This window comes from Deinococcus sp. YIM 134068, from assembly GCF_036543075.1.
GTDB classification, from domain to species: Bacteria; Deinococcota; Deinococci; order Deinococcales; family Deinococcaceae; genus Deinococcus; species Deinococcus lichenicola.
Genome location: NZ_JAZHPF010000004.1, coordinates 146,947 through 171,015, shown reverse-complemented (window position 1 = coordinate 171,015; position 24,069 = coordinate 146,947). Strand labels below are relative to the sequence as shown.

Annotated in this window: 26 protein-coding genes; 13 read left to right on the top strand and 13 right to left on the bottom strand. The window is 68.5% G+C overall.

Annotated features, from left to right (window positions below):
• Positions 1-77: 77 nt before the first annotated feature.
• Genes V3W47_RS06455 through hisB form a run of 3 tightly spaced genes read right to left on the bottom strand, consistent with a single transcriptional unit; the run spans position 78 to position 1,549 of the window.
• The gene (locus V3W47_RS06455) at positions 78-320 is read right to left on the bottom strand and encodes a hypothetical protein (protein WP_331824367.1); all 243 of its coding nucleotides are present in this window, start codon (positions 318-320) and stop codon (positions 78-80) included.
• Positions 321-950 carry an imidazole glycerol phosphate synthase subunit HisH gene (gene hisH / locus V3W47_RS06450; RefSeq protein ID WP_331824366.1) on the bottom strand — a complete coding sequence of 210 codons (630 nt, stop codon included), beginning with the start codon at positions 948-950 and terminating at the stop codon, positions 321-323.
• Complete coding sequence (gene hisB, locus V3W47_RS06445; protein WP_331824365.1) at positions 947-1,549, bottom strand: imidazoleglycerol-phosphate dehydratase HisB; 603 nt, start codon at positions 1,547-1,549, stop codon at positions 947-949. The genes hisH and hisB overlap by 4 nt, the downstream gene beginning before the upstream one ends.
• Before the next feature lie 569 nt (positions 1,550-2,118).
• Here hisB and ddrA point away from each other — a divergent pair.
• Positions 2,119-2,724 carry a single-stranded DNA-binding protein DdrA gene (ddrA, locus tag V3W47_RS06440; protein ID WP_331824364.1) on the top strand — a complete coding sequence of 202 codons (606 nt, stop codon included), beginning with the start codon at positions 2,119-2,121 and terminating at the stop codon, positions 2,722-2,724.
• Between the two features lie 169 nt (positions 2,725-2,893).
• Here ddrA and hrpB read toward each other — a convergent pair whose 3' ends face one another.
• On the bottom strand, positions 2,894-5,398 hold the full coding sequence (gene hrpB / locus V3W47_RS06435; protein ID WP_331824363.1) for an ATP-dependent helicase HrpB: 2,505 nt from the start codon (positions 5,396-5,398) through the stop codon (positions 2,894-2,896).
• Positions 5,399-5,481: 83 nt separating this feature from the next.
• Between hrpB and V3W47_RS06430 the strand changes: the two genes are divergently transcribed.
• On the top strand, positions 5,482-6,306 hold the full coding sequence (locus tag V3W47_RS06430; RefSeq protein WP_331824362.1) for a DUF1963 domain-containing protein: 825 nt from the start codon (positions 5,482-5,484) through the stop codon (positions 6,304-6,306).
• Positions 6,307-6,309: 3 nt separating this feature from the next.
• On the opposite strand, the gene V3W47_RS06425 is transcribed toward V3W47_RS06430, so the two are convergent.
• The 3 genes from V3W47_RS06425 to V3W47_RS06415 are packed head-to-tail and all read right to left on the bottom strand — an operon-like array spanning position 6,310 to position 7,996.
• Complete coding sequence (locus V3W47_RS06425) at positions 6,310-6,939, bottom strand: HAD family hydrolase (protein ID WP_331824361.1); 630 nt, start codon at positions 6,937-6,939, stop codon at positions 6,310-6,312.
• A gap of 6 nt (positions 6,940-6,945) precedes the next feature.
• Positions 6,946-7,641: an SDR family oxidoreductase gene (locus V3W47_RS06420; protein WP_331824360.1), complete on the bottom strand. Its 696-nt coding sequence runs from the start codon at positions 7,639-7,641 to the stop codon at positions 6,946-6,948.
• Positions 7,642-7,651: 10 nt separating this feature from the next.
• Positions 7,652-7,996 (bottom strand): inorganic diphosphatase, encoded by a 345-nt coding sequence (locus V3W47_RS06415; RefSeq protein ID WP_331824359.1) that lies wholly within the window; start codon positions 7,994-7,996, stop codon positions 7,652-7,654.
• Between the two features lie 159 nt (positions 7,997-8,155).
• On the opposite strand from V3W47_RS06415, the gene V3W47_RS06410 reads away from it, so the two are divergent.
• Together V3W47_RS06410 and V3W47_RS06405 are read left to right on the top strand one after the other, a co-directional pair.
• Positions 8,156-9,139, top strand: a complete 984-nt coding sequence (locus tag V3W47_RS06410; RefSeq protein WP_331824358.1) for an aldo/keto reductase — start codon at positions 8,156-8,158, stop codon at positions 9,137-9,139.
• 90 nt (positions 9,140-9,229) lie between these two features.
• Positions 9,230-10,420 (top strand): class I SAM-dependent rRNA methyltransferase, encoded by a 1,191-nt coding sequence (locus V3W47_RS06405; protein ID WP_331824357.1) that lies wholly within the window; start codon positions 9,230-9,232, stop codon positions 10,418-10,420.
• A gap of 218 nt (positions 10,421-10,638) precedes the next feature.
• On the opposite strand, the gene secA is transcribed toward V3W47_RS06405, so the two are convergent.
• A complete protein-coding gene (secA, locus tag V3W47_RS06400) occupies positions 10,639-13,248 on the bottom strand; it encodes a preprotein translocase subunit SecA (protein WP_331824356.1) in 2,610 nt (869 codons plus the stop codon).
• A gap of 137 nt (positions 13,249-13,385) precedes the next feature.
• Here secA and V3W47_RS06395 point away from each other — a divergent pair, with 137 nt between their 5' ends.
• Complete coding sequence (locus tag V3W47_RS06395) at positions 13,386-13,670, top strand: type II toxin-antitoxin system Phd/YefM family antitoxin (RefSeq protein WP_331824355.1); 285 nt, start codon at positions 13,386-13,388, stop codon at positions 13,668-13,670.
• 2 nt (positions 13,671-13,672) lie between these two features.
• A complete protein-coding gene (locus V3W47_RS06390; protein ID WP_331824354.1) occupies positions 13,673-14,107 on the top strand; it encodes a type II toxin-antitoxin system VapC family toxin in 435 nt (144 codons plus the stop codon).
• A gap of 3 nt (positions 14,108-14,110) precedes the next feature.
• On the opposite strand, the gene tsaD is transcribed toward V3W47_RS06390, so the two are convergent.
• A complete protein-coding gene (gene tsaD, locus V3W47_RS06385; protein ID WP_331824353.1) occupies positions 14,111-15,112 on the bottom strand; it encodes a tRNA (adenosine(37)-N6)-threonylcarbamoyltransferase complex transferase subunit TsaD in 1,002 nt (333 codons plus the stop codon).
• Positions 15,113-15,290: 178 nt separating this feature from the next.
• On the opposite strand from tsaD, the gene V3W47_RS06380 reads away from it, so the two are divergent.
• On the top strand, positions 15,291-16,028 hold the full coding sequence (locus V3W47_RS06380) for a class I SAM-dependent methyltransferase (RefSeq protein WP_331824352.1): 738 nt from the start codon (positions 15,291-15,293) through the stop codon (positions 16,026-16,028).
• Between the two features lie 10 nt (positions 16,029-16,038).
• Here the strand turns inward: V3W47_RS06380 and V3W47_RS06375 are convergent, their stop codons facing one another.
• The 4 genes from V3W47_RS06375 to V3W47_RS06360 are packed head-to-tail and all read right to left on the bottom strand — an operon-like array spanning position 16,039 to position 18,770.
• Positions 16,039-16,437, bottom strand: coding sequence for a barstar family protein (locus tag V3W47_RS06375; protein WP_331824351.1), 399 nt, complete (start codon positions 16,435-16,437; stop codon positions 16,039-16,041).
• Positions 16,434-16,874, bottom strand: coding sequence for a guanyl-specific ribonuclease (locus tag V3W47_RS06370; RefSeq protein ID WP_331824350.1), 441 nt, complete (start codon positions 16,872-16,874; stop codon positions 16,434-16,436). Before V3W47_RS06370 ends, V3W47_RS06375 begins: the two co-directional genes overlap by 4 nt.
• Positions 16,871-17,884 carry a heme-dependent oxidative N-demethylase subunit alpha family protein gene (locus V3W47_RS06365; RefSeq protein ID WP_331824349.1) on the bottom strand — a complete coding sequence of 338 codons (1,014 nt, stop codon included), beginning with the start codon at positions 17,882-17,884 and terminating at the stop codon, positions 16,871-16,873. The genes V3W47_RS06370 and V3W47_RS06365 overlap by 4 nt, the downstream gene beginning before the upstream one ends.
• A 58-nt stretch (positions 17,885-17,942) precedes the next feature.
• Entirely contained in the window at positions 17,943-18,770 is an 828-nt protein-coding gene (locus V3W47_RS06360) for an undecaprenyl-diphosphate phosphatase (RefSeq protein WP_331824348.1), read from the bottom strand.
• Between the two features lie 65 nt (positions 18,771-18,835).
• On the opposite strand from V3W47_RS06360, the gene V3W47_RS06355 reads away from it, so the two are divergent.
• The 6 genes from V3W47_RS06355 (at position 18,836) to V3W47_RS06330 (ending at position 24,002) form a co-directional block, all read left to right on the top strand.
• Entirely contained in the window at positions 18,836-19,645 is an 810-nt protein-coding gene (locus tag V3W47_RS06355) for an aminoglycoside phosphotransferase family protein (RefSeq protein WP_331824347.1), read from the top strand.
• A 146-nt stretch (positions 19,646-19,791) separates the two neighbouring features.
• Positions 19,792-20,586: a 30S ribosomal protein S2 gene (rpsB, locus tag V3W47_RS06350; RefSeq protein ID WP_331824453.1), complete on the top strand. Its 795-nt coding sequence runs from the start codon at positions 19,792-19,794 to the stop codon at positions 20,584-20,586.
• Between the two features lie 89 nt (positions 20,587-20,675).
• Positions 20,676-21,482 carry a translation elongation factor Ts gene (gene tsf, locus V3W47_RS06345; protein ID WP_331824346.1) on the top strand — a complete coding sequence of 269 codons (807 nt, stop codon included), beginning with the start codon at positions 20,676-20,678 and terminating at the stop codon, positions 21,480-21,482.
• A gap of 124 nt (positions 21,483-21,606) precedes the next feature.
• The gene (gene pyrH / locus V3W47_RS06340; protein ID WP_331824345.1) at positions 21,607-22,314 is read left to right on the top strand and encodes a UMP kinase; all 708 of its coding nucleotides are present in this window, start codon (positions 21,607-21,609) and stop codon (positions 22,312-22,314) included.
• A gap of 100 nt (positions 22,315-22,414) precedes the next feature.
• Positions 22,415-22,966: a ribosome recycling factor gene (gene frr, locus V3W47_RS06335; protein ID WP_331824344.1), complete on the top strand. Its 552-nt coding sequence runs from the start codon at positions 22,415-22,417 to the stop codon at positions 22,964-22,966.
• Between the two features lie 205 nt (positions 22,967-23,171).
• Positions 23,172-24,002, top strand: coding sequence for a phosphatidate cytidylyltransferase (locus V3W47_RS06330; protein WP_331824343.1), 831 nt, complete (start codon positions 23,172-23,174; stop codon positions 24,000-24,002).
• Positions 24,003-24,069: the final 67 nt, after the last annotated feature.

Sequence of the window (24,069 nt, the reverse complement as noted above, 5' to 3'; positions counted from 1 at the left end):
CAGAGGGAGGGGCGTCCAGACGGGAAGCGCAGATGAGGGAAGGGCAAAGACGGGTACTGGGGGCAGACTTCTGTCGTTCAGGACGGGTTCTCGCCGTCTAGCACGCTATTTCTGGCCCGCTCCAACTTGAGCCGATATTCCGCGCTCAGCAGCTCCGGCAGGGCCTTTTCGAGCTGACTCTCCAGCGTCCAGACAATCCTCTGCTCGGCCTCGTGGTCGAAGGAGAAGGACGCCGCCTCATCACACCGGGCCAGCCACTCGAAGAGGACCAGGGCCTCGGCACGGCTCAGCGTGAGGACGACCCGTTCCTCGCCATCCACCTACTTCTCCAGCACGTGCCGCCGGAACCGCTCCAGAATCGCCAGCCCTACCGCGCCGCTCTTCTCCGGGTGAAATTGCGTGGCGTGAATGTTGCCGTGGCTGAAGGCCGCCCAGAAGGGGACGCCGTACTCGGTGAGGGCACCCGCGTCCACGTCCACGCCCAGCGGCACGTAGTACGAGTGGACGAAATAGGCGTAGGCGGGGCAGGCCAGCCCCCGCAGCAGGGGCGAGTCGCCCACCTTGTCGAGGCTGTTCCACCCCATCTGGGGAACCTTGCGGCCCTCCCCGGCGGCGAACTTCCGCACCGTGCCGGGCACGAGGTTCAGCCCCGGCGTGCCCGGTGCCTCCTCCGAGTCGGTGAGGAGCATCTGCATGCCGACGCAGATGCCGAGGAGCGGTGTGCCCGCGCGGGCGGCGTCCAGAACCGGGCCGTGGAAGCCGCCCGTGTCGAACGCCTCCATGACCTGCCGGAAGTGCCCCTGCCCCGGCACGACAAGGGCGGGCGCGTGCGGCACGTCGGCGGGCGAGTCGGAGACGCGCACCGTCATCCCCGCGCGCTCCAGAGCTTTGGCGGCGCTGCGGACGTTCCCGGCCCCGTAATCGAGGAGGAGGACTTCGGGGACGCTCACAGCACCCCCTTCGTACTTGCCAACTCGCCCGACGTGACCCGCACGGCGTCTCTCAGCGCCCGCGCGAACGCCTTCACAATCGCCTCGATGACGTGGTGCGCCTCCCGGCCCGCGAGCAGCCGGACGTGGAGGGTCACGCCCGCGTGGTTGCACAGGCCGCGCAGGAACTCCCGCAGGTGGTAGTGGGTCATGCCGCCCGCGTCGCCCCACACGTCCAGCCGCTCCGGCTCGAAGGCGAGGTGCGCCCGGCCCGAGAGGTCGAGGACGACGTGGGCGAGCGTCTCGTCCATCGGCACGAAGGCGCTGCCGTACCGCTCGATGCCCCGGCGGTCGCCGAGCGCCTGGGAGAGCGCCTGCCCCAGCGTGATCCCCGTGTCCTCGATGAGGTGGTGGGCCTCGATGTACAGGTCCCCCTGCGCCCGCACGCTCAGGCCAATACGGGCATGCCGGGCGAGCGCGTCGAGCATGTGGTCGAGGAAGCCGTGCCCGGTGGCGGGTGGCTCGTAGGCGGCGGAGTCGAGGTCGAGCGTCACGGTCACGTCCGTTTCGCTCGTCGTGCGCCGAACGGTGGCGGTGCGGCTGGGGGCGGTCTGGGTCATGCGGGGCATGCTACGGCCCGGAACACGGGGAAGACAGGAATGTGCTGGACACGTGGGGGTTCCGGTCAACGTCTACAGACAATGTAGACCCTCTTTTGCCCCTCCCCCGTGAATGCTTGACGTGTAATAGAAAGCCAGCATTGCAGACGTGCTTTTTACTCCCTCTCCCCTTGCGGGAGAGGGCTGGGGAGAGGGGTGACGAGCGGCGCTCGTCCTTTTGCCAGACGGCAAAAACACATCTACTGCCCGATCTGCAATTCACACCAAGCGTCCCCTGGGGGGAGGCTGGGACTGGCACAGCTCCGCAGGAGAGGGGGTGAGCGGGCATGGCTTCCAGGAAAGCAGCCCGTCAACTCACCTTTTTCTCGAAGCCTAAGCAGAAGCAACCGTCTGGGACGACAAAACGGCCACATCAACGACCGCTCAGAACAGCCCTCGCCCAAACTCTGAGTCAGGACCCCCGCCACTACGACAAGCTTCCCGATGCTCCGAACACTTCAACCAAAGCCCACCTGGACTCCCCCTCGTTACGCCTTGACCGTAATTACGTTCTGTTATAGACTAAATCCATGAAGCTGAGCGATGTTCAGAAACGACTCCAGGCCCCGTTTCCCGCTCATCTGGTGGGGTGGAAGCCCCAGTCCTTCACGAAGGACCGCAGCCGGGCGCTGCTGCTCGCCTATGTGGACGCGCGCGCCGTGCAGGACCGGCTGGACGCGATCTGCCCCGACGGCTGGTCCTTCGAGATCGAGGTCGTGCCGGGGACGGCGACGCCGACCGTCAAGGGTCGCCTGACGGTGCTGAGCGTGACGCGTGAGGACATCGGCGAGGCGGGCGAGGGCGAGTACGGGACGCTGAAGGCCGCTTCCAGTGACGCGCTGAAGCGGTGCGCGGTGCAGTTCGGCATCGGGCGCTACCTGTACGACCTGCCCAAGCAGTGGGTGGACTGGAACGACGCGCGGCGCGAACCCGCCGTCACGCCCGAGCTACCCGAGTGGGCGCGGCCCGACCACGAACGTTCGCCCGGCGGCGCGCACATCGTGCAGGCGATGGAGCAGCTCAAGTACGAGTTGCCCGAAGACCTCGAACTCCAGCGCGAGGTGTACAAGCACCTCAAGGCGGCGCTCGGCAGCATCCACCCCGCCGCCCAGGGCGGGCACGGGCGGGCCGCGTGAACCCGGTCAATCCGGGCCGGACACTCGCCGTGATGGCCGCCGTCCTCCTCGTGACCCTGATCGCCGGGGCACTCGCCCAACTGTTCTGAAGCTCGGCTTGCCAGGCCCGCCCCTCACCGGGCGGGTTTTGCGTGGCTGGAGCCGCCAGCTTCCAGCCGCCAGCGGAAGATTACATGCCCCGTTTCTTCGTTCCCCGCATCGGCGCGTGGGTCCAGGGGTCGTCCGGCCAGGGGTGCCTGGGGTAGCGGCCCCGCAGGTCCTTGCGCACCTCGAAGTAGGAGGAGTTCCAGAACGAGCGGAGGTCCTGCGTCACCTGCACGGGCCGCCCGGCGGGGCTGAGGAGGTGCAGCAGCACGGGCGTCCGGCCCCCATTCACGGTCGGCGTCTCGGCGAGGCCGAAGAGTTCCTGCAACTTGACGGCGAGGACGGGCGCGCTGCCGCCTTGCTGGTACATGAGGCGAATGCGCGAGCCGGTCGGGACGGTGAGGTGGGTGGGGGCCAGGTCGTCCAACTGCCGCAGCAGGGGCCAGGGAAGCAGGGCGGTCAGGGCGGGGAGGAGGTTCACCCGTTTCAGGTCGTCGCGGGTGCGGACGCCCTCCAGGTGCGGGCCGAGCCAGTCCTCCAGGGTGGCGAGCAATGCCGCATCGGAGAGGTCGGGCCAGTCGCTTTCCTCCGGTCGCCACCGCCGCACGGACTCCACGCGGGCGCGCAGTGCTTCGGCGTCGGGCGTCCAGTTCAGGAGGTGGAGGCCCTCGGCGCGGAGGGCGTCAGCGAGGGCATTCACGCGGGCTTCCTGTGGCAGGTCGCGTAAAGGTTGGGCACTCAGCACGAGGGCACCGACGTGCCGCTCCCGCTGGGCCACGAGGGTTCCGGTGCGGGCGTCCCAGCGCACCACGTCCCTCACCTGCGCCCTCTCCTCCAGCAGGGCGGGGTCCAGGGGCGCGGCGAGGTGGATGCGGCCCTCCCCCGTGCCGCGCCAGCTCACCGCGTCGAGGTGGGCGACGGCGAGGGCGGGGCTGACGGCGAGGGGGTCGCCCTCCGGCAGCCGCGCGCCCCGCCCGCCCGCGAGGAGGTAACGGCCCCCTCCGACCTCCCGCGCGAGGGCCACCCGCTCGGGGTAGGCGAGCGCCACGAGTTGCCCCACCGCGAAGGCGTCGGGCGGCGTGTCGTCCGGGCGGACACGCAGGGCCGTGCGCCACCGGCGGGAGAGGCGTTCGACTCGCTCCAGCACGGCAAGGTCTCCCCCGCCCCGCGCCCCCCGTCGCCACGCCCGCAGCGCCGCCACCCGGTCGCTGAGATCAGCTCCGGTCCCAGGCCCCAGCGGGTCCCGTTCCTCCAGCAGCGCGGCCACGTCGGCGGCCAGGGCACCCAAATCGAGACTCGCCCCATCGTGGAGCAGGTGGGCGAGGCGCGGATGGGTGGGCAATTCGAGGAGGGCCAAGCCGCGCGGCGTGATGCGGCCCGCGTCGTCCAGGGCGTCCAGGTCACGCAACAGGCTCCGGGCGGCGGCCACGCGAGACTCCGGCGGCGCGTCCAGCCAGGCGAGGGCCTGCGGGTCAGGTGCCCCCCAACCGGCCAGTTCCAGCATGAGGGGCGCGAGGTCGGCCTCCTCGATCTCGGGGGGGCGGGCGGCAGTCAGGAGGGCGTGGGTGCGCTCGCTCCACAGGCGGTAGGCGGTGCCCGGCGCGGTGCGTCCGGCGCGGCCCGCCCGCTGCTCGGCGGCGTCGCGCGTGACCCGTTCCGTCAACATCCGGCTCAGGCCCGTGCCGGGGTCGAAGCGTTGCGTCCGGCTCAGCCCGCCGTCCACCACCACCCGAACGCCCGCCAGCGTGAGGCTCGTCTCCGCGATGGAGGTCGCCAGCACGACCTTGCGCCGCCCGGCGGGGTCGGGCACGAGGGCGCGGCGCTGCTCGCCGAGGGGGAGGTCGCCGTAAAGGGGCAACACCACGGCGTTCACGTCGGGCAAGGCCGCCCCCGCCCCGCGAATCTCGCGCACACCGGGGAGGAAGGCGAGGATGTCGCCCTCCGGGTGCGTCTCCAGAGCCGTCCGCACCGCTCGGGCCACCGTGTCCTCCACGCGGCCCGTCGGGTCGGCGTTCAGGTAACGGACCTCGACCGGGTACGTTCGCCCGGCGCTCCGCACGAACGGGGCGTCCAGCCGCTCGGGGAGGGCCGGGTCGAGCGTCGCGCTCATCACGAGGACGCGCAGATCGTCCCGCAGCGCCCCCTGCACCTCCCGCAGCAGGGCGAGGGCGAGGTCGGCGTTCAGCGACCGCTCGTGGAACTCGTCGAGGATGACGAGGCCGACGCCGCCGAGTTCCGGGTCCCGTTGCAGGCGGCGGGTGAGAATGCCCTCGGTGACGACCTCGATGCGGGTGCGGGGCGACACGCGCGACTCGAACCGGACCCGATACCCGACCGTTCCGCCGACCTCCTCCCCCAGCCCCTCGGCGAGCCGGGCCGCGACCGCCCGCGCCGCCACCCGCCGGGGCTGGAGCATCACGATGGTCCGTCCGGCAAGCCAGGATTCGTTCAGCAGTTCCAGCGGCAGGCCCGTGCTCTTCCCCGCTCCCGGCGGTGCCTGAAGCACGACCAGCGGGTGCGCCGCCAGCACCGCGCGCAGCTCGGGCAGCACCTCGAAGACGGGGAGGGCGGTGGGGGACACGCGGGGCATGGTAACAGGGGGCTTGTGGCGGGTGGCCCGTGGCTTGTGGAGGGGCGGAGGCGGGCCACGCGGGAACCCGCATACTTGACCCCATGCAGCCCCATCTTCTCGAAGCGTTGCGTCTCCGCATCGAACAGGCCGGGGTGTCGGCCCACGAAACGAGGCTCCTGCCCCACGCTCGCCTCGCCTTCGACCTGCATCTGAACGGTGAATCGGACGCTGAGGTGGGCGAGTCACGCTGGGGCGGCGGGCCTGACGTTCCCGAAGGGTTCGAGTGGCCGCGTCTGGGCAGGTTCCCGATGGGTTTCGTGGCGCAGATCAATCTCGCCGACCTCGTGCCCGACGAGGAGAATCCGTTTCCGCAAAGGGGACTGCTGCAATTCTTCGCCGACATGACGAGCGACGCGGCCCACGTCGTCCTCGTGGACGCGGACGCGCCGTTGCGACGCGCCGACCCCGAACTCGACACCGAATGGGGCGAGATGCCGCCGCATCGCCTCCGGATCGTGCCGCGCGCCGACCTGCCGCAGTGGGCGACGGGCGACTACGACGAGGTGACGGCGGACATGAGCGAGGAAGAACAGCAGGCCTATGGGGACGCCTTCAACGTGACCGAGGGTGCCCGCCCCGGTGCTGACTTCGCCGGTCAGCTCCTCGGCCACGTCGCGGGCATCGGCCATGACCCGCGAGAGAGTGCCTTCGAACTGCGTGAACTCGGCCCGTCTGACTCCTTCGACAGCGACGACTCGGAGCATCAGAGTGCTATTCAACGCTGGCGCAACCTCGCCACGTTCGACTCCATCCGCTCCCTCGACTTCCTCCTCGGTGACGCCGGGTACTTCGGCTTCCTCATCCACGAGGACGACTTGGAGAGGCTCGACTTCTCGCGCGTCTATGCCCTGTTGCAGAGTTCCTGAGCATCAACTTAGCCTCAGCACGTCCCGCAAGTCCCCCAGCACCGCGTCCGGCACCTCTTCCATGAGCGGGTGTCCGGTCGGGAGGAGGGCCGCGCGCAATCCGACCTGTTGCGGCCCCCAGATATCGTTGCGGGGCGAGTCGCCGACGAACCAGGCGTCCGCCGCACCCACGCCGAGACGGTGGAGAGCGAGCGTGTAGATGGCCGGGTCGGGCTTCCGCACCCCCACTCCCTCACTGATCACCACGTCGTCCACCAGCGGGGCAAGGCCGCTCCGTTCGAGGCACATGGTCTGAACCTCCACCCACCCGTTCGTCACGATGCCGACCTTCACGCCGCGCCGCCGCAACTCGCGCAGCACGTCCGCCGCGTGGGGCATGGGGACGGGGACAGCGAGCGAGTGGGACGAGAAATCGTCGAGGAGCGTCTGCGGGTCGTGCGTCAGGGCGAACTCGCGCACGAGGAGGGGCATCACCTCCCGCTTCGGGCGGTAGCCGAAGTCGTCCAGCACGACGAACCGCTCGGCGTACCCGTCCGGGAGGGCGTGGCGCGTGACGTGGCCGCTCAGCCAGGCCCTCATCGTCGCGGCGCGGTCGTGCAGGGTGCCGTCGAGGTCGAAGAGGACCGCCTTCACACCGCCTCAGCGCGGGCCGGGCCGCACGCTCACGTCGGGCAACGTGGCGTCACGCGGGGCCTCCAGCACGAAGCGGACGGTGGCGGCGACGGTCGCCGGGTCGATGAACTCGCCGGGATCGTACTCCGCGCCCTCCTGCGTCCTCACCTTGCGCTGCATGGGCGTGGCGGTGCGGCCCGGATAGACCGTGGTGACGCGGACCCCGTGAGGTGCCTCCTCGTCGCGCAGGGCGTCGGCCAGTGCTTTCAGGGCGAACTTGCTCGCCGCGTAGCTCGCCCAGCCGGGGTTGGCGCGCAGGCCCGCCCCGCTGTTGATGAAGACGACCGTACCCCGCTCGGCCCGCACGTGAGGCAACAGCAGCCGGGTCAGCTCGGCGGGGGCGACCACGTTCACCGCGAGGGTATGCGTCCAGACCGCGTGTTCCTGCTCACTCACGGCACCCAACTCGACGACGCCCGCGTTATGGATGATGTTCGTGACCCGTCCGAGGTCCGCCAGAGCCGCCCCGAACGTCTCCGGGCGCGTGAGATCGAGCGGCAGCGGCGTCGCCCCCTCCACCTCGGCGCAGAGGGCGGCGAGCCTTTCCGGGTCCCGCCCCTGCAAGATGAGGTCGTGAGTCCCCGAGAGTTCCCGCGCGAGCGCCATGCCGATGCCGCCCGTCGCCCCGGTGATGAGTGTCACGGGCCGCTCTGAAGCTGTCATACCCGGCAAGTTAACGCACGAGCCGCGAGTCGAAGAACCGCTCCTGAAAGAAGACGGCCCCCATGATCTCCGCATCCGTCCAAGTCGTGCCCTCCCGCGCCACGATCAGCTTGTCCTCCACGTCATCGGTGCGGAGGATAACGGCGACCACGACGCCCTCGGCCTCCCGCACAGGTTCCGTCCAGCCGAGGAGATAAACGTCGATGGGTGCGCCATCCCCGCTCATGGTGCCCGGCAGTTCTCCGTAATTCACCGGGTACACGAGGTCCGGCCAGCGCGGATGCACGCTGCCCAGCGGGCGGTCCACGACGACGCGCACCCGCTGGCCGAGGTAAACGGTGAGGTCCGGCCTCATGTGTGGGGGAGAGTAACCTGAAGTCGGGACGGCGCATCCGGGACAGCGCATCACTCGTGTCTCCCTGCCGTTCCTTCCTCAGCCCTCTACTCCCGTTGGCGGTGGACTGGATCGGCGATTGGAACCAGAACGCAGGTCGTGGAAGGGGAGGCAGCCCATATGGACTACACGAAGCTGGGAAGCACCGGACTGGACGTGTCCCGCATCTGCCTCGGCTGCATGGGGTTCGGGGACCCGGAACGCTGGATTCACAAATGGGTCCTGGGCGAGGAGGAGAGCCGCCCAGTCATCCAGAAAGCCGTCGAGTTGGGCATCAACTTCTTCGATACCGCCAACGTCTATTCCCTCGGGGTGAGCGAGGAGATTCTTGGGCGAGCCTTGCGGGACTTCGCCAACCGGGATGAGGTCGTCATCGCCACCAAGCTGCACGGCAGGATGCGTGAGGGGCCGAACGGCGGCGGGCTGTCGCGCAAGGCGATCATGAGCGAGATCGACCACAGCCTGAAGCGGCTGGGCACGGACTACGTGGACCTCTACCAGATTCATCGCTGGGACCCCCACACGCCCATCGAGGAGACGATGGAGGCCCTGCATGACGTGGTAAAGGCGGGGAAGGCACGTTATATCGGGGCCTCCGCCATGTGGGCGTGGCAGTTCCAGCGGGCATTGCACGTCGCCGAGCGGCACGGCTGGACGCGCTTCGTCTCGATGCAGGACCACCTGAACCTGATCTACCGGGAGGAGGAACGGGAGATGCTGCCGCTGTGCCGCGCGGAGGGCATCGGCGTGATTCCCTACAGCCCGCTCGCCTCCGGGCGACTGACGCGCGACTGGTCGTCGGAGAGCACGCTCCGTTCCGAGACCGATCAGATCGCCAGGAGCAAGTACGGCGCGACCGAGGGCACGGACCGGCAGATCGTGGAACGGGTGGCGGACTTAGCCGGGAAGCTCGGTGTTCCGCGCGTCCATATCGCGCTCGCCTGGCTCCTCCAGAAGCAGCCGGTGACGGCACCGATCATCGGGGCGACGAAGATCAGGCACCTGGAGGATGCGGTGGGTGCGCTGTCCGTGAAACTGATGCAGGAAGAGGTCACGTCCCTGGAAGAGCCGTACGTGCCCCATCCCATCGTCGGGCATCAGTAGTTTCAGGGGGCAGCGCCGTCTTTCTCCTCATCTCTCATCACTCACCCCCCATCACTCATCCCTTCCAACCCACCCTGCTACCCTGCCCGGATGACCAGAAAGGCGAGCAAGCTGGCGGGCGTGACGCTCAAACCGGGCGCGGTGCGGCGCACTCTTGGCCGCTACCCCTTCGGGCACGCCGGGGACATCGGGGACGCGGACGCGGGCATCGCGGCGGGCGAGGTCGTGGACGTGCGGGCACCGGACGGCTCCGTGGTCGGGCGCGGCTACTTCAACCCGGAGGGGGCCACCCCCCTGCGGATGCTGACGTGGACGCGGGAGGACATCGACCTGAACTTCTACCGCGCTCGGGTGCGGGCGGCGCTGGCGCGGCGGGCGGGGCGGGTCGTGGACACCGACGGCCTGCGCGTTCTGCACGCCGAGGCGGACGGGATGCCCGGCGTGGTGGCCGACCGCTTCGGGGACGTGCTGGGCGTGCAGCTTCGCAACGCGGGGGTGGAGCGCCACCGTGACCTCATCCTGCGGGCGCTGCGCGAGGAGACGGGCGCGACCTCCGCCTATGAGCGGAGCGACACGGGCGAGCGCCGCCGCGAGGGGCTGGACCTCCGCTCCGGCGTCCTGTGGGGCGACGTGCCGGAGCGCGTGACCTTTCACGAGGACGACCTCGCGCTGCACTTCAGCCCGCTGGACGCGCAGAAGACGGGCTTTTTCCTCGACCAGCGCGACAACCGCCGCCTGCTGCGCTCGCTCGTCCGTCCGGGCGAGGGCTTTCTCGACGTGTACTCGTACACCGGGGGCTTCTCTCTGCACGCGGCGCGGGCGGGGGCCAAACCCGTCGCCATCGACAAGGATCAGGTCGCGCTCGGTGTGCTGGAACGCGAGGCACGCGAGAACGGGGTGAGTGTCGGCGTGCGCTGGGGCGACGCGCTGGAAACCCTGACGGCGCTGGAGCGTGAGGGCCGGAGCTTCGGGGCGGCGGTGCTGGACCCCCCCACCCTCGCCAAGCGGCGGGAGGACGTGCCGCGCGCCAAGCGCATCTTCACGGACGGCACGAGCCGCGCCCTGCGGATGCTGCGGCCCGGCGGGCATCTCCTCGTGAGCACCTGCGCGCACTACATCGGGGTGGGCGACCTGCTCGACGCCGCCCGCGTCGCCGCCGGGGAGGCCGGGTGCGATGCCGAGGTCGTCACCGTCACCTACCAGCCCGCCGACCATCCCCACCTGTTGAGCGTGCCCGAAAGCCTCTACCTCAAGAGCCTGCTGCTTCGCAAGGAGGAGTAACGGGGGAACCCTCACCCCCTGTCTTTGAGGCTCCTCCCATCTCCGCCAAATCGAGTCATCCGCACTTTCCCTCACTCTGCCGAATTCCTCGGTCCCATCCTCAACCCGAAATGCCTTGCGTTCACTCATGGTCCGACGTGAACACCTTCCCGCTTACAGCATAGAAGGAGGGCGCGAGCCATCCAGCCCACGCCCCCTCTTCTCTCCTGTGTTTCGGCTCAGCTCGCCTGACCGAACTGCATCCTGAACACGAACTTCGTCACTTCGCCCTTGAGGGTATCGATCATGTCGTTGAACATGTTCGTCGCCTCGAACTTGTACTCCGTGAAGGGGTCGCGCTGGCCGTAGCCGCGCAGGCCGATGCCCTGCCGCAGCACGTCCATGCCGTGCAGGTGCTCTTTCCAGTGCTGGTCCACGACTTGCAGGAGGACGTAGCGCGAGAGGGAGTTGAGCATCGTGGGGCTGAGTTCCTCCCGGCGGGCGTCGAAGGTGTCGGCGACGGCGTTCAGGAGGTGGGCATGCGCCGCGTCGGGGGCCATGCCGCGCAGGGCCTCGAAGTCGTACGTCTCCAGTTGGGGCACGGCGTCGAGCATGTTCGTCCGCAGGGTCTCCAGGTCCCACGTCTCGGCGGCCTGATCGGCGGGCGCGTGGGTGGCGAGCTGCATCTCCGTGAAGTCGGCGATCATGCCCTCGGTCGACTCCTCCACGTCCTCGTCGGCCCCGAGCAGCACCTCGCGGCGCTGGGCGTACACCGTGTCGCGCTGCTTGCTCATCACGTTGTCGAACTCCAGCAGTTGCTTGCGGATGCCGAAGTTGCGGTCCTCCACCCGCGCCTGCGCCCGCTCGATGGCCCCCGTCACCATCTTCGCCTCGATGGGCTGGGTGTCGTCCATGCCGAGGCGGTCCATCATCGCCACCACGCGGTCGTTGGCGAACAGGCGCATCAGGTCGTCCTCGAACGAGACGTAGAAGCGGCTGGAGCCGGGGTCGCCCTGACGCCCCGCGCGGCCCCGGAGCTGGTTGTCGATCCGGCGCGACTCGTGCCTCTCGGTGCCGATGATGTGCAGCCCGCCGATCTCCTGCACGCGGGCATGGTCGGCGATGGTGTCGGCCTGAAGCTGCTGCGCCTGCCGGATGAAGTCGGGGGTGACGCCGGGGATGAGCAGCCCCAGCCGCTCGGCCTCGGGGTCCTGACGGCTGATCGCCTTGATGAAATTCTCGACCTCGGGGGCGAAGCGGCTCATGCCGAGCTGCCCCTCGATGGCCTCGCCCAGGATGAACTCGGCGTCGCCGCCCAGCTTGATGTCGGTACCGCGCCCGGCCATGTTCGTGGCGATGGTGACGGTGCCCGAGCGACCCGCCTGCGCGATGATGCTCGCCTCCTGCGCCTCGTACTTGGCGTTGAGGACGCTGTGCGGGATACCCGCCTGGGTCAGCAGCTCGCTCAGTTGCTCCGAGGTGACGATGCTCGCCGTGCCGATCAACACGGGCCGCCCGGTCGCGTGCATCTCCTTGACCTCCTCCACGACCGCGTTGTACTTGCCCATCCGCGAGCGGTACACGAGGTCGTCGGCATCCTTGCGGACGATGGGCCTGTTCGTGGGGATCACGAGCACGTCCGAGCCGTAGATGTCGAGGAACTCCTTCTCCTCGGTCTTGGCGGTGCCCGTCATGCCCGCGAACTTGCCGTACAGGCGGAAGAAGTTCTGGTAGGTGATCGTGGCGAGCGTCTGGTTCTCGTTCTCGATCTTGACGCCCTCCTTCGCCTCGATGGCCTGGTGCAGCCCCTCGCCGTAGCGGCGGCCCGGCATGGAGCGCCCGGTGAACTCGTCGATGATGACGACCTCGCCCTCGGCGTTCACGATGTAGTCCTTCTCGCGCTGGTACAGCTCGCGCGCCCGGATCGCCTGGGTGATCATGTGCGCCTTGTCCATGTTCTCGGGGCTGTAGAGGTCGCCCAGCGAGAGCAGCCGCTCGATCTTGGTGATGCCGCCCTCGGTGATGTGGACCTGCTTGCCCTTCTCGTCGATGGTGTAGTCGCCCGTCGGCTCGGTGCGCTTGCCGGGTTCGGCGGGTTCGCCCCGTTGCAGGCGGCGGATCAGCTTGGCATAGACGTAATAGAGGTCGGTGGCCTTCTCCGCCGCGCCCGAGATGATGAGCGGCGTTCTGGCCTCGTCGATCAGGATGGAGTCCACCTCGTCCACGATGGCGAAGTTGAGGGGGTGCCCCTCGCGCAGCACGAGCTGTTCACGGCTCTGGGCCATGTTGTCGCGCAGGTAGTCGAAGCCGAGTTCCGAGTTGGTGACGTAGGTGATGTCACAGGCGTAGGCGGCCTGGCGCTGGTGCGGCTGCATGTCGCGGCTGGCGAGGCCGACGGTGAGGCCCAGCGTGCGGTACAGCAGGCCCATCTCCTCGGCCCCGACGCGGGCGAGGTAGTCGTTCACGGTGACGAGGTGGGTGCCCCGGCCCTCCAGCGCGTTGAGGGCCAGCGCCAGCGTGGCGACGAGCGTCTTGCCCTCGCCGGTTCGCATCTCGGCGATGCGGCCCTGGTGCAAGGCCGCCCCGCCGACGAGCTGCACGTCGTAATGTCGCTTGCCGATGGAGCGGCGGCCCGCCTCCCGGATCAGGGCGAAGGCGGGCACGATCACGTCGTCGAGCGACTCCCCGCCCTCCTGCACCCGGCGGCGCAGGTCCATAAAGGCCGCCGCGAGGTCCTCCACCCTCATCGTCTCTTCCTCCAGCGCGTTCACGGGCTGCACCACCGTCTTGACGATGCGCTGCACGTCGCGCTGGTTGTTGTCGAACACCTTGTTCAGGACACGAAACATATCGCCCGAGTATAGCCTGCCCGGCCTGACGCCCGCCTCACAACTTCAGTGAGACACGTGTAGGGAAGTTGAGTTGGGGCGGCTCAGGGAGGAGGGCGGGTACACTGGGAGGAGGAAGGCTGATCGGAGGGGATGCCGTGACCAGAACCGTGGATGTGGCCGAGTTCGCCGCGCAGATGGCGGAGTTGTTGCGGGAGGCCGAGGCGGGGGAAACCATCGTGATCACGCGGGAGGGCAGGCCCGCCGTTCATCTTCAAAGGGCGGAGACGACGGCTGAGCCTGCGGGGGCACCTGGGGTCGGAACAACGCTTTGGGACGCTCTGAAAGACGCTCCGAAAGCGAGAACTGCCGAGGAGGAGCTGATCATCGACCGGAAGGCCGACCTCTGGCGAAACGATCACTTCGAGTTTGACCCGGAGTGACCTTGTTCCTTCTCGATACGAATGTCGTCAGCGAGGAGATGAACCGCCGCCCCGACCCCTCGGTGGTCGCCTGGATGCAACGGGTCGAACTGGAAACCGCATTTCTCAGCGTCATCTCGCTGGGTGAGATCGAACGTGGCATCGCCTCACTCGAACGGCGCGCGGGTGGACCGACACGGCGCAGCCGGGAACTGGCCGAGTGGCTCACGCTCGCCCTCCTCCCACGTTTCGAGGGGCGTATCCTGCACGTCACCCTGCCCATCGCCCGGCGCTGGGGACGGATGCTCGACGAGCAGGCCGGAAAGGGACTTCCCCCACCCTGGGGCGACACCATGATCGCCGCCACCGCCGCACAGCACGGCTTGACGGTTGCTACCCGCAACACCGCTGACTTTCAGGCCCTCGGTGTCCCGTTCCTCAACCCCTGGGAGGAGTGACGCTCAGGCGTTCGCCAGCGGCGCGTAGGCCACGGCCCCCTCGCTGAGCGGACTTGACGAGCGGCCCGCCCGAATCGCCGCCGCCCCCGCCAGCGCGATCATCGCCCCGTTGTCGGTGTTCAGGCCCTGGCCGGGAAAGACGGCCCGCACGCCACTCGCCGCGAACGCCTCACGCAGCGCCCGGTTCGCCGCCACCCCACCGGAGACGACGACCGTTTCTCGCCCGTGAGCTTGCGCGGCCCGCAGCGTCGTCCTCACGAGGAAGCGCACGGCGGCCCGCTCGAATCCGGCGGCGAGGTCTTCGGGGTTGGCTCCCGCCTTGTGCGCGAGCAGCGCCGCCGTCTTCAGGCCGCTGAAGGAGAAGTCGAAACCCTTCTGCCCCTGCAAGGGTTCCTTGAAGGGCACAGCGTCGGGATTGCCTCTCAGGGCCGCCTCGCTGATCGCCGGGCCGCCCGGATACCCCAGCCCCGCCAGCCGCGCAATCTTGTCGAACGCCTCGCCCGCCGCGTCGTCCCGCGTCGCGCCCACGAGGACATACTCGCCGTCACGCGGCACGTCGAAGAGGTGCGTGTGCCCACCGCTCACCACGAGGGCGAGGTAGGGGGCGATGAGGTCCGCCTCCGAGGCCGCCGCGTAGATGTGCCCCTCCAGGTGATGCGCCGCGTAGAAGGGAATACCGAGTGCCTGAGCCAATCCCTTGCCGTACATCAAACCCACGAGAAGCGCGCCGACGAGGCCGGGGCCGGAGGTGGCGGCGACCGCATCCAAGTCACCGACGCTCAGACCCGCCTCGGCCAGCGCGCCCCCCATCACCGCGTCGATGCGCTCCATGTGCTCGCGGCTCGCCAGTTCGGGCATGACACCGCCGTACTGGGCGTGGACCGTTTGCGACCAGACCCGGTTGGCGAGCACCCGCACCGAGCCATCCGGCGCGAGTTCCACCACGCCTACCCCCGTGTCGTCGCAGGAAGTGTCGATGCCGAGGATGTGCCGGGGGCCGCTCATCGCGGGGGAGTGTAGCAGGGGTAGGCCAAAAGGACGGGGCGCGTGGGCACCCTCGCCGTGTACCGTGTCGTCATCTCAAGGAGACTTCTTCTCCATGCGCTTGCGTTGAACGTCCAGTCCTGAACCGTCTGCCCCGCCTCACCGCGCGGCGTCACGCTCTCATGCTGGAGGTTCTCACATGCACTGGTCCCACTCATTTTACGAGCGGCAGGACGCCCTCACCGGCTGTTATCACGCTCCCATCCACACCCATCACACGACGCTCGCCTCTCGGGTCACGGCGCACCGGGGAGGGCCGGGCACGCTGCTGGAACTCGGCGCGGGCGGGGGGCAATTTGCCGTCGCCGCCGCGCTCACCGGGTATCGGGTGACGGCGCTGGAATTGATGCCGGGGGGAAGTGAACATACTCACCAACTCGCCGCCGAGCACGGAGTTACGGTGCGGACGCTGACGGCGGATTTCTACACCGCCGACCCCGGCGGCCCCTTCGACACCGTGTGCTACTGGGACGGCTTCGGCATCGGGGAGGACGACGATCAACGCCGTCTCCTCTCGCGGGTGGCGGGGTGGCTCGCGCCGGGCGGAACGGCCTACGTGGACGTGTATACGCCGTGGTACTGGGCACGGCACGCGGGCTTTACCCGACGGACGGAGACATTCACCCAGACCTACGGCTTCGACGCGGACGGCTGCCGGATGCTGGACACCTACGCGCCCAATGGCGAGGAACCGTTCACCCAGTCTCTCCGTTGCTATAGCCCCGCCGACCTGCGCCTGCTGCTCTCCGACACCGGGCTGACGCTGGCAGAGGTGTGGCCGGGCGGTGCCTACGACCCCGGCGCGGGCATCTACCACCCACAGGTTTCTCTCAGCGAGGCGATGACGTTCACGGCGGTTCTCATCCCTCACTCCTAACCCCTCCCCCCTACCACGCCCGAGGGTCGCTCGCCGGTTCCTCCGCCAGCAGCCACAGTGAGCGGCCCTGCCGGGCGGCGTCGCGCTGGGCGTCGAGCAACACGGCCTCCAGTTCAGCGCCGAGATTCTTATTGCGCTTGCGGAAGTGCTCGTAGTCGCACAGCACGACGGCGAAGCGGGTGGGGCGGGACTGGGGATCGGTGAGCACGTCGTACAGGGCGTCCCAGTTGCGCCCGAAGCTCTCGGTCAGCGCCAGGCCGCGCAGGACGGCGAGCATCAGGCCCTCCTTGTCGCGCACGTTCGAGAGGTCGATCTCGCGCACGGAGACCTGATACCCGGCGGCAACGATGCGCGGGTCGTGCGGGGCCGTCTGGATGCCCTGCGGCGGGGCGCTGAAGACGTTGATCACGGCTGCACCCGCCCGAACGAGCGGTAGTGGTCGGCGGTGTAGTAGCACTCGTCCACCGCGCGCACGGGGCCGCCGCACACGAGCCGCCGCGCGCCCCGGTCGTCCTCGCCGGGGGTGGGCACGGTGTACTCGCGGTAGTAGCCCCGCCTCTGCCGGGGGAGAATGCCCTCGCGGTTGCCGAAGGTGCTGCCGTCCTTCGCATAGGGAAAGGGGCCGCCCACCCGAATCAGGGTGAGGGTGCGCCGGGCCTCGCGCGGGAGGTCGGAGGCGGTGAGGAGGGGCAGGCCGCTCTGCGGGTCACGGGTCGCCCGCGTGGTCGTGGACGTTTGGACGGTCTGGGTCGCCGTCGCCTGCCCCTCGTCGGGCGGCGCGCAGGCGACGAGCAGCCCGCCGAGGAGGAGGGGCCGCAGGAAACGCGGCAGGTGGGAAAAGCTCATCCGTCAGAGTCTAAGCCGTCCAGCCACGCGAGCAGGTCAGGCAGGAGCGGGACGAGACCCTTGTACGCCACCTGCCCCGGCGTCATCGTCCGCAGCGCGGCGGCGAGGAGGCGGGCATGGGCCGGGTCTGCGACCACCTCCGGCAGAGGGGAGATGTAGGGCCGGATGGTGAAGAGTGCTCCGTGAGCTTCTGGGAAGCCCGTCAAGGTCTGCCGTTCCACCCGCAGGAAGGCCCGTTCTGGGTCGAAATGGGTGTCGGGGTTCCGGTCGGGATCAAGTGGCGCAACGGGATGATGGTCGAGACGGTCGCTCATCGCCACGCCCCACGCGAAGCGCACGAACGGCCCGCGCGAGATCACGGCGTCCACCAGTCGGGCAGCGGTGGCATTCATCGGCCCGCTTCCGGCGACCGGCTCATGCACCGCCACGAAGTCCCGCCCCAGCTTGTCGCGCGGGTCCCAATGTTGGGGCGAGAGGACGTGGACGGCGGCCAGCCAGTCCCCGCCGTCGGGATGGCGAGCGATGATGGCGAGGTCTTCCTGAGCATTCAGCCCGAGGAAATCGAGCGCGTTCACGGGCGTCAGGTCGGCAATGAGAGGGGCGAGGGGAGCGTTAAAGCGGCGCAGGTCCTTCAATCTTCCCCAGCGTAGGCCCAAGTCGGCAGACCAGCCGAGCGCGTGGTTGGTGAACGTCCGCCCGTCCCAGGTCATCACCCCGCCGCTTTCACGGGCGAGCGTGCGGGCGACGAAGGACAGCGCCGCTTCCCGCAGTTCCGGCGTCAGGCCCGCCTCCCCCGCGTACTCGTGGAGCGCCCGGCGGTGGGCGGCGGCCTTGCTCGCCACGAAGCGCGGGGACTCGCGGTCGAGGGCGAAGGTGTGCCCCTCCAAGACCGAAGATGCGTCCGGTCCGACCCACGGCACCGCCTGAACACCCAACCGGTACAGCCCCGCCGAAACGGTGTACCGCCCGCTCAGGAAGGGACGGTAGAGCTTGGGCGGAGAGGTGAGCACAGCCTGAGTCTCGCAGAGGAGGAACGGTCTTCAAGCTGGCGGCTGGAAGCTGGCCGCCCTATGCCAAACTCCCATTGCTCATGACGCCCGTGGCAATCAGCACCAGAATCACAACACCTACGACGACGCGGTACACGGCAAAGCCCTTGAAGTCGTTGGTGGACACGAAGCGCAGCAGCCAGCCGATGGCGAGGTACGCCACGCCGAAGCTCGTCACGGCACCCAGCACGACGTTCAGGAGGCCGATCTCCTGCAAGATCAGCTCGCGTTCCTGCAAGAGGTTCAGGAGCGCCGCGCCGCCGAGGGTGGGCACGCCGAGGTAGAAGCTGAACTTGGTCGCGGTGGGACGGTCCAGCCCCAGCACCATGCCGCCCAGGATGGAACTCGCGCTGCGCGAGAAGCCCGGCCACAGCAGCGCGAGGCATTGCAGCGCCCCGATCAGGAGGGACTTCCGCACGCCGATGCCCTCGATCTGCCGCACGGTCGGCGTCACACGGCGGCTCTCGATCACCCACATCAGCACGCCGCCGACGATCAAGGCCCAGGCGACCACGCTGGGCCGGAAGAGATTCGCCTTGATCGCGTCCCCGAAGGCGAGGCCCAGGATCACGGCGGGGATGCACGCCACCAGCACGCCCAGCCACAGCCTCTGCTGGGTTCGGTCCTGCCCGATACGGCGAATCTCCAGAAAGTCGCGCCAGTAATACGCCAGCACCGCCAGAATCGCGCCGCCCTGAATGACGACCTCGAAGGCGTCCTTGACCTCCTTCGTCCAGGGCACGCCCATCAGGTTGCCCGCCAGGATCAGGTGTCCGGTCGAGCTGATGGGCAAGAACTCCGTGATGCCCTCCACGATCCCGTACACGATGGCGTAGAACCAATCCATAATCCGGGGGAGCCTAGCACCTTCGCCGCACGGTGAGCTTCGGAACAAAGGTGGAGACTGGGGGCGTGCCCTTCAGCCCCTACCTCCGCCGCTGGAAGCTCGTGCCAGATGGAGAACCCGTTCACACCCACAGCAGCGACCTCCTTCCGGTGCGGTTCGGGGATCAGGCAGCCATGCTCAAGCTCCCACGAGAGGACGAGGAACGCTTCGGCGGTGGGCTGATGCTGTGGTGGAACGGTGAGGGAGCGGCGCGCGTTTTAGCACACGACGAGGAGACGGGCGCTCTCCTGCTCGAACGCCTCACGGGATCACGTTCTCTCGTGGGGATGGTGGAAGCGGGGCAGGATGACGAAGCTTCGCGCGTCCTGTGTGCAGTTGCCGCCTGCCTCCACGCCCCGCGTTCCCGGCCCCTGCCCGACCTCGTGCCGCTGAAGACGTGGTTTCGCGCCCTCGAACCCGCCTCCAGGCAGTACGGCGGCATTCTGCTCGACTCCGCCAGGGCCGCACGCGCCCTGCTCGCCACGCCGCAAGAGGTGGGCGTGCTGCACGGCGACCTCCACCACGAGAACGTCCTCGACGGCGGGGAGCGCGGCTGGCTGGCAATTGATCCCAAACGGCTGCTCGGCGAGCGCGGCTTCGACTACGCCAACATCTTCTGTAACCCGGACCTTCCCACGGCCCTCCGGCCCGGACGGCTCGCTCGTCAGTCGTACATCGTGGCGGAAGCGGCGGGGCTAGACCGCGAGCGCCTCTTGCAATGGGTCCTCGCCTACGCTGGATTGTCGGCGGCGTGGTGGCTGGAAGGCGGCAGGGACGACGAGGCCGGGCCTGTGTTAGCGGTCGCTCAACTCGCCCTGGCGGAACTGGACCTTTGACCCTCTGCTATACTCCCCGTTTGGGTGCCCCCGTGACCCCTGCCCGCGTGCGCTGGAACGTCGCGCGTGGGCCTGGCCGAGACGAGCAGCAAGGCGGCTGGCGCGAGGACGGCAAACTTTTTCCCGACCAACGTTCAGGAGCTACCGTGTCGTACATTTCCATGAAGCAGCTTCTCGAAGCGGGCGTCCACTTCGGGCACGAGACCAAGCGCTGGAACCCCAAGTTCAAGCGGTTCATCTTCGCCGAGCGCAACGGCATCTTCATCATCGACCTGCAAAAGACCCTCAAGCAGATCGACCGCTCGTTCGACTACATCAAAGACCTCTCCGAGCGCGGCGGCGTGATCCTCTTCGTCGGCACGAAGAAGCAGGCCCAGGAGATCGTGGAGCTGGAGGCCCGCCGCACCGGCATGCCCTTCGTGACGAGCCGCTGGCTGGGCGGGATGCTCACCAACTTCCGCACCATGCGGACGCGCATCGACCGCCTGAACGAACTGGACGACATGTTCGAGACGGGCCGCATCAACGACCGCCCGAAGGCCGAGCGCGTCGAGCTGAGCGCCGAGCGTGAGCGGCTGCTGCGCTTCGTGGGCGGCATCCGCAAGATGACCCGCCTGCCCGACGCGATCTTCGTGGTGGACCCCACGAAGGAAGTCATCGCCGTGCAGGAGGCGAACAAGCTCGGGATTCCCGTGATCGCGCTGGCCGACACCGACTCCGACCCGGACGTGATCGACTACATCGTGCCCGGCAACGACGACGCGATCCGCTCGATCCAGCTCATCACCCACCGCGTCGGCGACCTCATGGTGGAGGCGCGTGGCGGCGGGGAGGACGTTTCGGGTGCCCGCGTCGAGGCGGAGACTGCCGACATCGACGCGGCGGAAGAGGACGCCCAGGGCGACACCTCGCAGCTCACGAGCACGCAGGGCCGCTCCTAAGCCCCCACCTCGCACACTCGGGGGCGTCCGGCGCGGTTCGGTCCGCCCCCCGTTTCAACCACCAATCCAAGATTCAGGAGGTACGCACCATGATGGAATCGATCAAGAAGCTGCGCGAGCTGACCGGCGCGGGCATGATGGACGTGAAAAAGGCCCTCAGCGACGCGGGCAACGACGAGGACAAGGCGGTTGCCCTGCTGCGTGAGCGCGGCATCGTGAAGGCTGCCAAGAAGGCCGACCGCGAGGCGAAGGAGGGGCTGGTGCGCTTCGTCGTGGAGGGCAACCGGGCCGCCATCGTCGAGGTGAACAGCGAGACCGACTTCGTGGCGCGCAACGCCGACTTCCAGGCGCTCGTGGGGGAGCTGGCCCAGGCCGCATTGAAGGCGGGCACGAACGACGTGGAGGAGTTCCGCACCTTCACGATGGACGGCGGCGACACCGTGGGCGTCGCGGTCGCGGCGGCGGCGGGCAAGATCGGGGAGAACCTCGTCCTGAACCGCGTGGCCTTTATCGAGGCAGGTGAGGGCGAGACGCTGGCCGGGTACGTCCACTCCAACGGCAAGATCGGCGTCCTCGTGGACCTCACGGGCGGCAGCGAGGCGCAGGCGAAGGACGTGGCCCTGCACGTCGCCGCCGAGCGCCCGCAGTACCTCACGCGCGACGAGGTGAACAGCGGCGACATCGAGAAGGAGCGCGAGATTCTGACGAATAAGGCCTTGAACGAGGGCAAGCCGCAGCAGATCGTCGAGAAGATCGTCTCCGGGCAGATCGGCAAGTTCTACGAGGAGAAGGTGCTGCCCGAGCAACGCTTCGTGAAGGACAACAGCGTGACGGTGAAGGGGTATCTGGGCGGCGCGAGCGTGAAACGCTTTGTGCGCTTCGAGATCGGCGCGTAACGAGTGAAGACGGGGGGCGGCGACATACTCAGCCGCCCCTCTTCTTGGGCCGCTCTCCCCTGCCGGCGGCTCCCCCCGTGGACCGCCGGCTTCTTCCCGCCCGACTCCTTGCCCGAGGTGAACTGTGTTCAAACGTGTCCTGCTCAAACTTTCCGGTGAATTTCTCGCGGGTGAGTCCGGTTTCGGCATCAGCCCCGACACGACGGCGCAACTCGCGCGCCTGATCACGGGGGCGCTGGACGGCACCGGCGTGGAACTCGCCGTGGTGATCGGCGGCGGCAACCTGTGGCGCGGGGCGCGCAACGGCGTGGGCATGGACCCCGCCACCGCCGACTACATCGGGATGCTGGGCACCGTGATGAACGCGATGGCCCTGCAAGACGCGATGGAGACGGCAGGCCAGCCCACCCGCGTCATGAGCGCCATCCAGATGCACGCCGTCGCCGAGCCGTACATCCGCCGCCGCGCCATCCGCCACCTCGAAAAGGGCCGCGTCGTCATCTTCGGGGGCGGGAACGGCGCGCCCTTTTTCACCACGGACACGACCTCGACCCTGCGCGCGCTGGAGATCGGGGCGGACGTGGTGCTGATGGCGAAGAACAAGGTGGACGGCGTGTACGACTCTGACCCGCGCAAGAACCCGGACGCCGTGCGCCTCGACCACCTCACCCACCAGGAGGTCGTGGACCGCCGCCTGGAGGTCATGGACGCGACCGCGCTGACCCTGTGCATGGACAAGGGGCTGCCCATCGTGGTCTTCGACCTGTTCGGGGAGGGCAACCTGCGCCGCCTCCTCGCGGGCGAGCGGGTGGGCACGTTGATCGAGACTTGAGGCGGGCGGCCCCCGTTTTTTCGTCCGGGCTACAATCGGCTCGATTCCCGTTCTCGTTCCCGCGCCTGTTCTCAGTGCGGGCAGACCAAAGGAGACTCCTATGGCGGACATGAAGGCCATCAACGCGGACACGCGCGAGCGCATGGGCAAGGCCATCGAGGCGCTGGAAAGTAACCTCGGCGTCCTCCGCACGGGCCGCGCCAACCCCGGCATCCTCAAGAAGGTGACGGTCGAGTATTACGGCTCCACCATGCCCATCGATCAGGTGGCGAGCATCACCACGCCCGACGCGCGCACGCTCGTCATCACGCCGTGGGACCGGGGGGCCTTAAACCCCATTGAGCGGGCCATCCGCGACAGCGATCTGGGCCTGAACCCCAACAACAAGGGCGACACCATCTTCATCAGCCTGCCCATGCTCACGGAAGAGCGGAGACGGGACCTCGTGAAGAACGCCAAGAACTACGCGGAAGACGCCCGCATCGCCATCCGCAACCTCCGCAAGCACGCGCTCGACGAGGTGAAGAAGCTGGAGGGCGTCGGCGACGACGAGATCAAGCGCGGGGAGGCCGAGGTGCAGAAACTCACCGACGAGTACATCCGGCGGGTGGACGACACCTTCGCCAAGAAGGAGCAGGACATCCTCGGGTGAGGCTTGCCGCCGCACGTGTGAGCTTGTGGCCTGTGGCCTGTGGCTTGTGGGAAGAGAGGGCCACTCCTCTACAAGCCACAGGCGACCTGCTGCACATCCCTCGTTGTTTGAGCGTGTGGCCTGTGGCCTGTGGCTTATGGAAGAAGAGGGCCGCTCCTCTACAAGCCACGGGCGACACGCCATACGCCACACGCCGCAGGCGGTCATGGAATCCCTGAGCACCCGCGTCCTCACCTCGGTGGTGGGCTTCACGCTCATCAGCGTGCTGGTGTGGTTCGGGTGGGTGACGCTGCTGCCCCTGCTGCTGTTCCTGTCGGTGATGGGGCTGTACGAGTACATCCGGATGCTCGACCGCAACGACATCGACGTGCGTCGGGCGTCGCTGGGGGTGTTCGGGACGGCGCTGATCGTGGCGAGCCTGCCCATGTGGCCGCAGACACCGTGGCCGGGCGGTTCGTGGCGCGAGGCGGTGCTGACGGTGGCGGTGGGCTACTTCCTCGTGATGGAGGTCATGCGGCCCGGCGAGCGCCCGCTGGAGCGCATCGTCTATTCGCTGTTCGGATTGCTGTACGTCCCGTGGCTGCTGGGGTACTTCCTGCTGCTGCGCTACAGCCCGGACGCGGGGGACGGCCTGCTGTACTTCGCGCTGCCGCTGCTCGCCACCTTCGCGGCGGACATCGGAGGGTACTTCGGCGGGCACTTCTTCGGGCGGCGCAAGCTCGCGCCGGAGGTCAGCCCCGGCAAGACGGTGGAGGGGGCGGTCGGCGGCCTCGCCTTCTCCTTCGTGACGGTCCTCGTAATGACCCAGCTCACGCAAATCTGGTCGCCGCTGGACGCCCTGCTCTACTCCGTCCTCGTCGCGGGGGCCTCCCAGCTCGGCGACCTCGCGGAGAGCCTGCTCAAGCGGGCGCTGCACACGAAGGACAGCGGCAGCAGCCTGCCGGGACACGGCGGCTTTCTGGACCGACTGGACAGCCTGCTCTTCGCGGTTCCGGCGACGTACCTGTTCCTGAACATCAACGTGTTCCCGAGGTAAGTGGGAAGTGGTCGGTGGGAAGTGGAGAAAGAGGCCCCAGCACTCGCCGGGGCCTTCGCATCTTTCG

Coding starts and splice junctions, on each gene's coding strand:
- hrpB (WP_331824363.1), bottom strand. CDS start 5,398: ATGCCCCGCGTGTCCCCCACCGCCCTCCCCGTCTTCGAGGTGCTGCCC.
- ddrA (WP_331824364.1), top strand. CDS start 2,119: ATGAAGCTGAGCGATGTTCAGAAACGACTCCAGGCCCCGTTTCCCGCT.
- V3W47_RS06420 (WP_331824360.1), bottom strand. CDS start 7,641: ATGACAGCTTCAGAGCGGCCCGTGACACTCATCACCGGGGCGACGGGC.
- V3W47_RS06405 (WP_331824357.1), top strand. CDS start 9,230: ATGACCAGAAAGGCGAGCAAGCTGGCGGGCGTGACGCTCAAACCGGGC.
- tsf (WP_331824346.1), top strand. CDS start 20,676: ATGATGGAATCGATCAAGAAGCTGCGCGAGCTGACCGGCGCGGGCATG.
- frr (WP_331824344.1), top strand. CDS start 22,415: ATGGCGGACATGAAGGCCATCAACGCGGACACGCGCGAGCGCATGGGC.
- V3W47_RS06415 (WP_331824359.1), bottom strand. CDS start 7,996: ATGAGGCCGGACCTCACCGTTTACCTCGGCCAGCGGGTGCGCGTCGTC.
- V3W47_RS06360 (WP_331824348.1), bottom strand. CDS start 18,770: ATGGATTGGTTCTACGCCATCGTGTACGGGATCGTGGAGGGCATCACG.
- V3W47_RS06370 (WP_331824350.1), bottom strand. CDS start 16,874: ATGAGCTTTTCCCACCTGCCGCGTTTCCTGCGGCCCCTCCTCCTCGGC.
- hisB (WP_331824365.1), bottom strand. CDS start 1,549: ATGACCCAGACCGCCCCCAGCCGCACCGCCACCGTTCGGCGCACGACG.
- V3W47_RS06330 (WP_331824343.1), top strand. CDS start 23,172: ATGGAATCCCTGAGCACCCGCGTCCTCACCTCGGTGGTGGGCTTCACG.
- secA (WP_331824356.1), bottom strand. CDS start 13,248: ATGTTTCGTGTCCTGAACAAGGTGTTCGACAACAACCAGCGCGACGTG.
- V3W47_RS06380 (WP_331824352.1), top strand. CDS start 15,291: ATGCACTGGTCCCACTCATTTTACGAGCGGCAGGACGCCCTCACCGGC.
- V3W47_RS06410 (WP_331824358.1), top strand. CDS start 8,156: ATGGACTACACGAAGCTGGGAAGCACCGGACTGGACGTGTCCCGCATC.
- V3W47_RS06430 (WP_331824362.1), top strand. CDS start 5,482: ATGCAGCCCCATCTTCTCGAAGCGTTGCGTCTCCGCATCGAACAGGCC.
- tsaD (WP_331824353.1), bottom strand. CDS start 15,112: ATGAGCGGCCCCCGGCACATCCTCGGCATCGACACTTCCTGCGACGAC.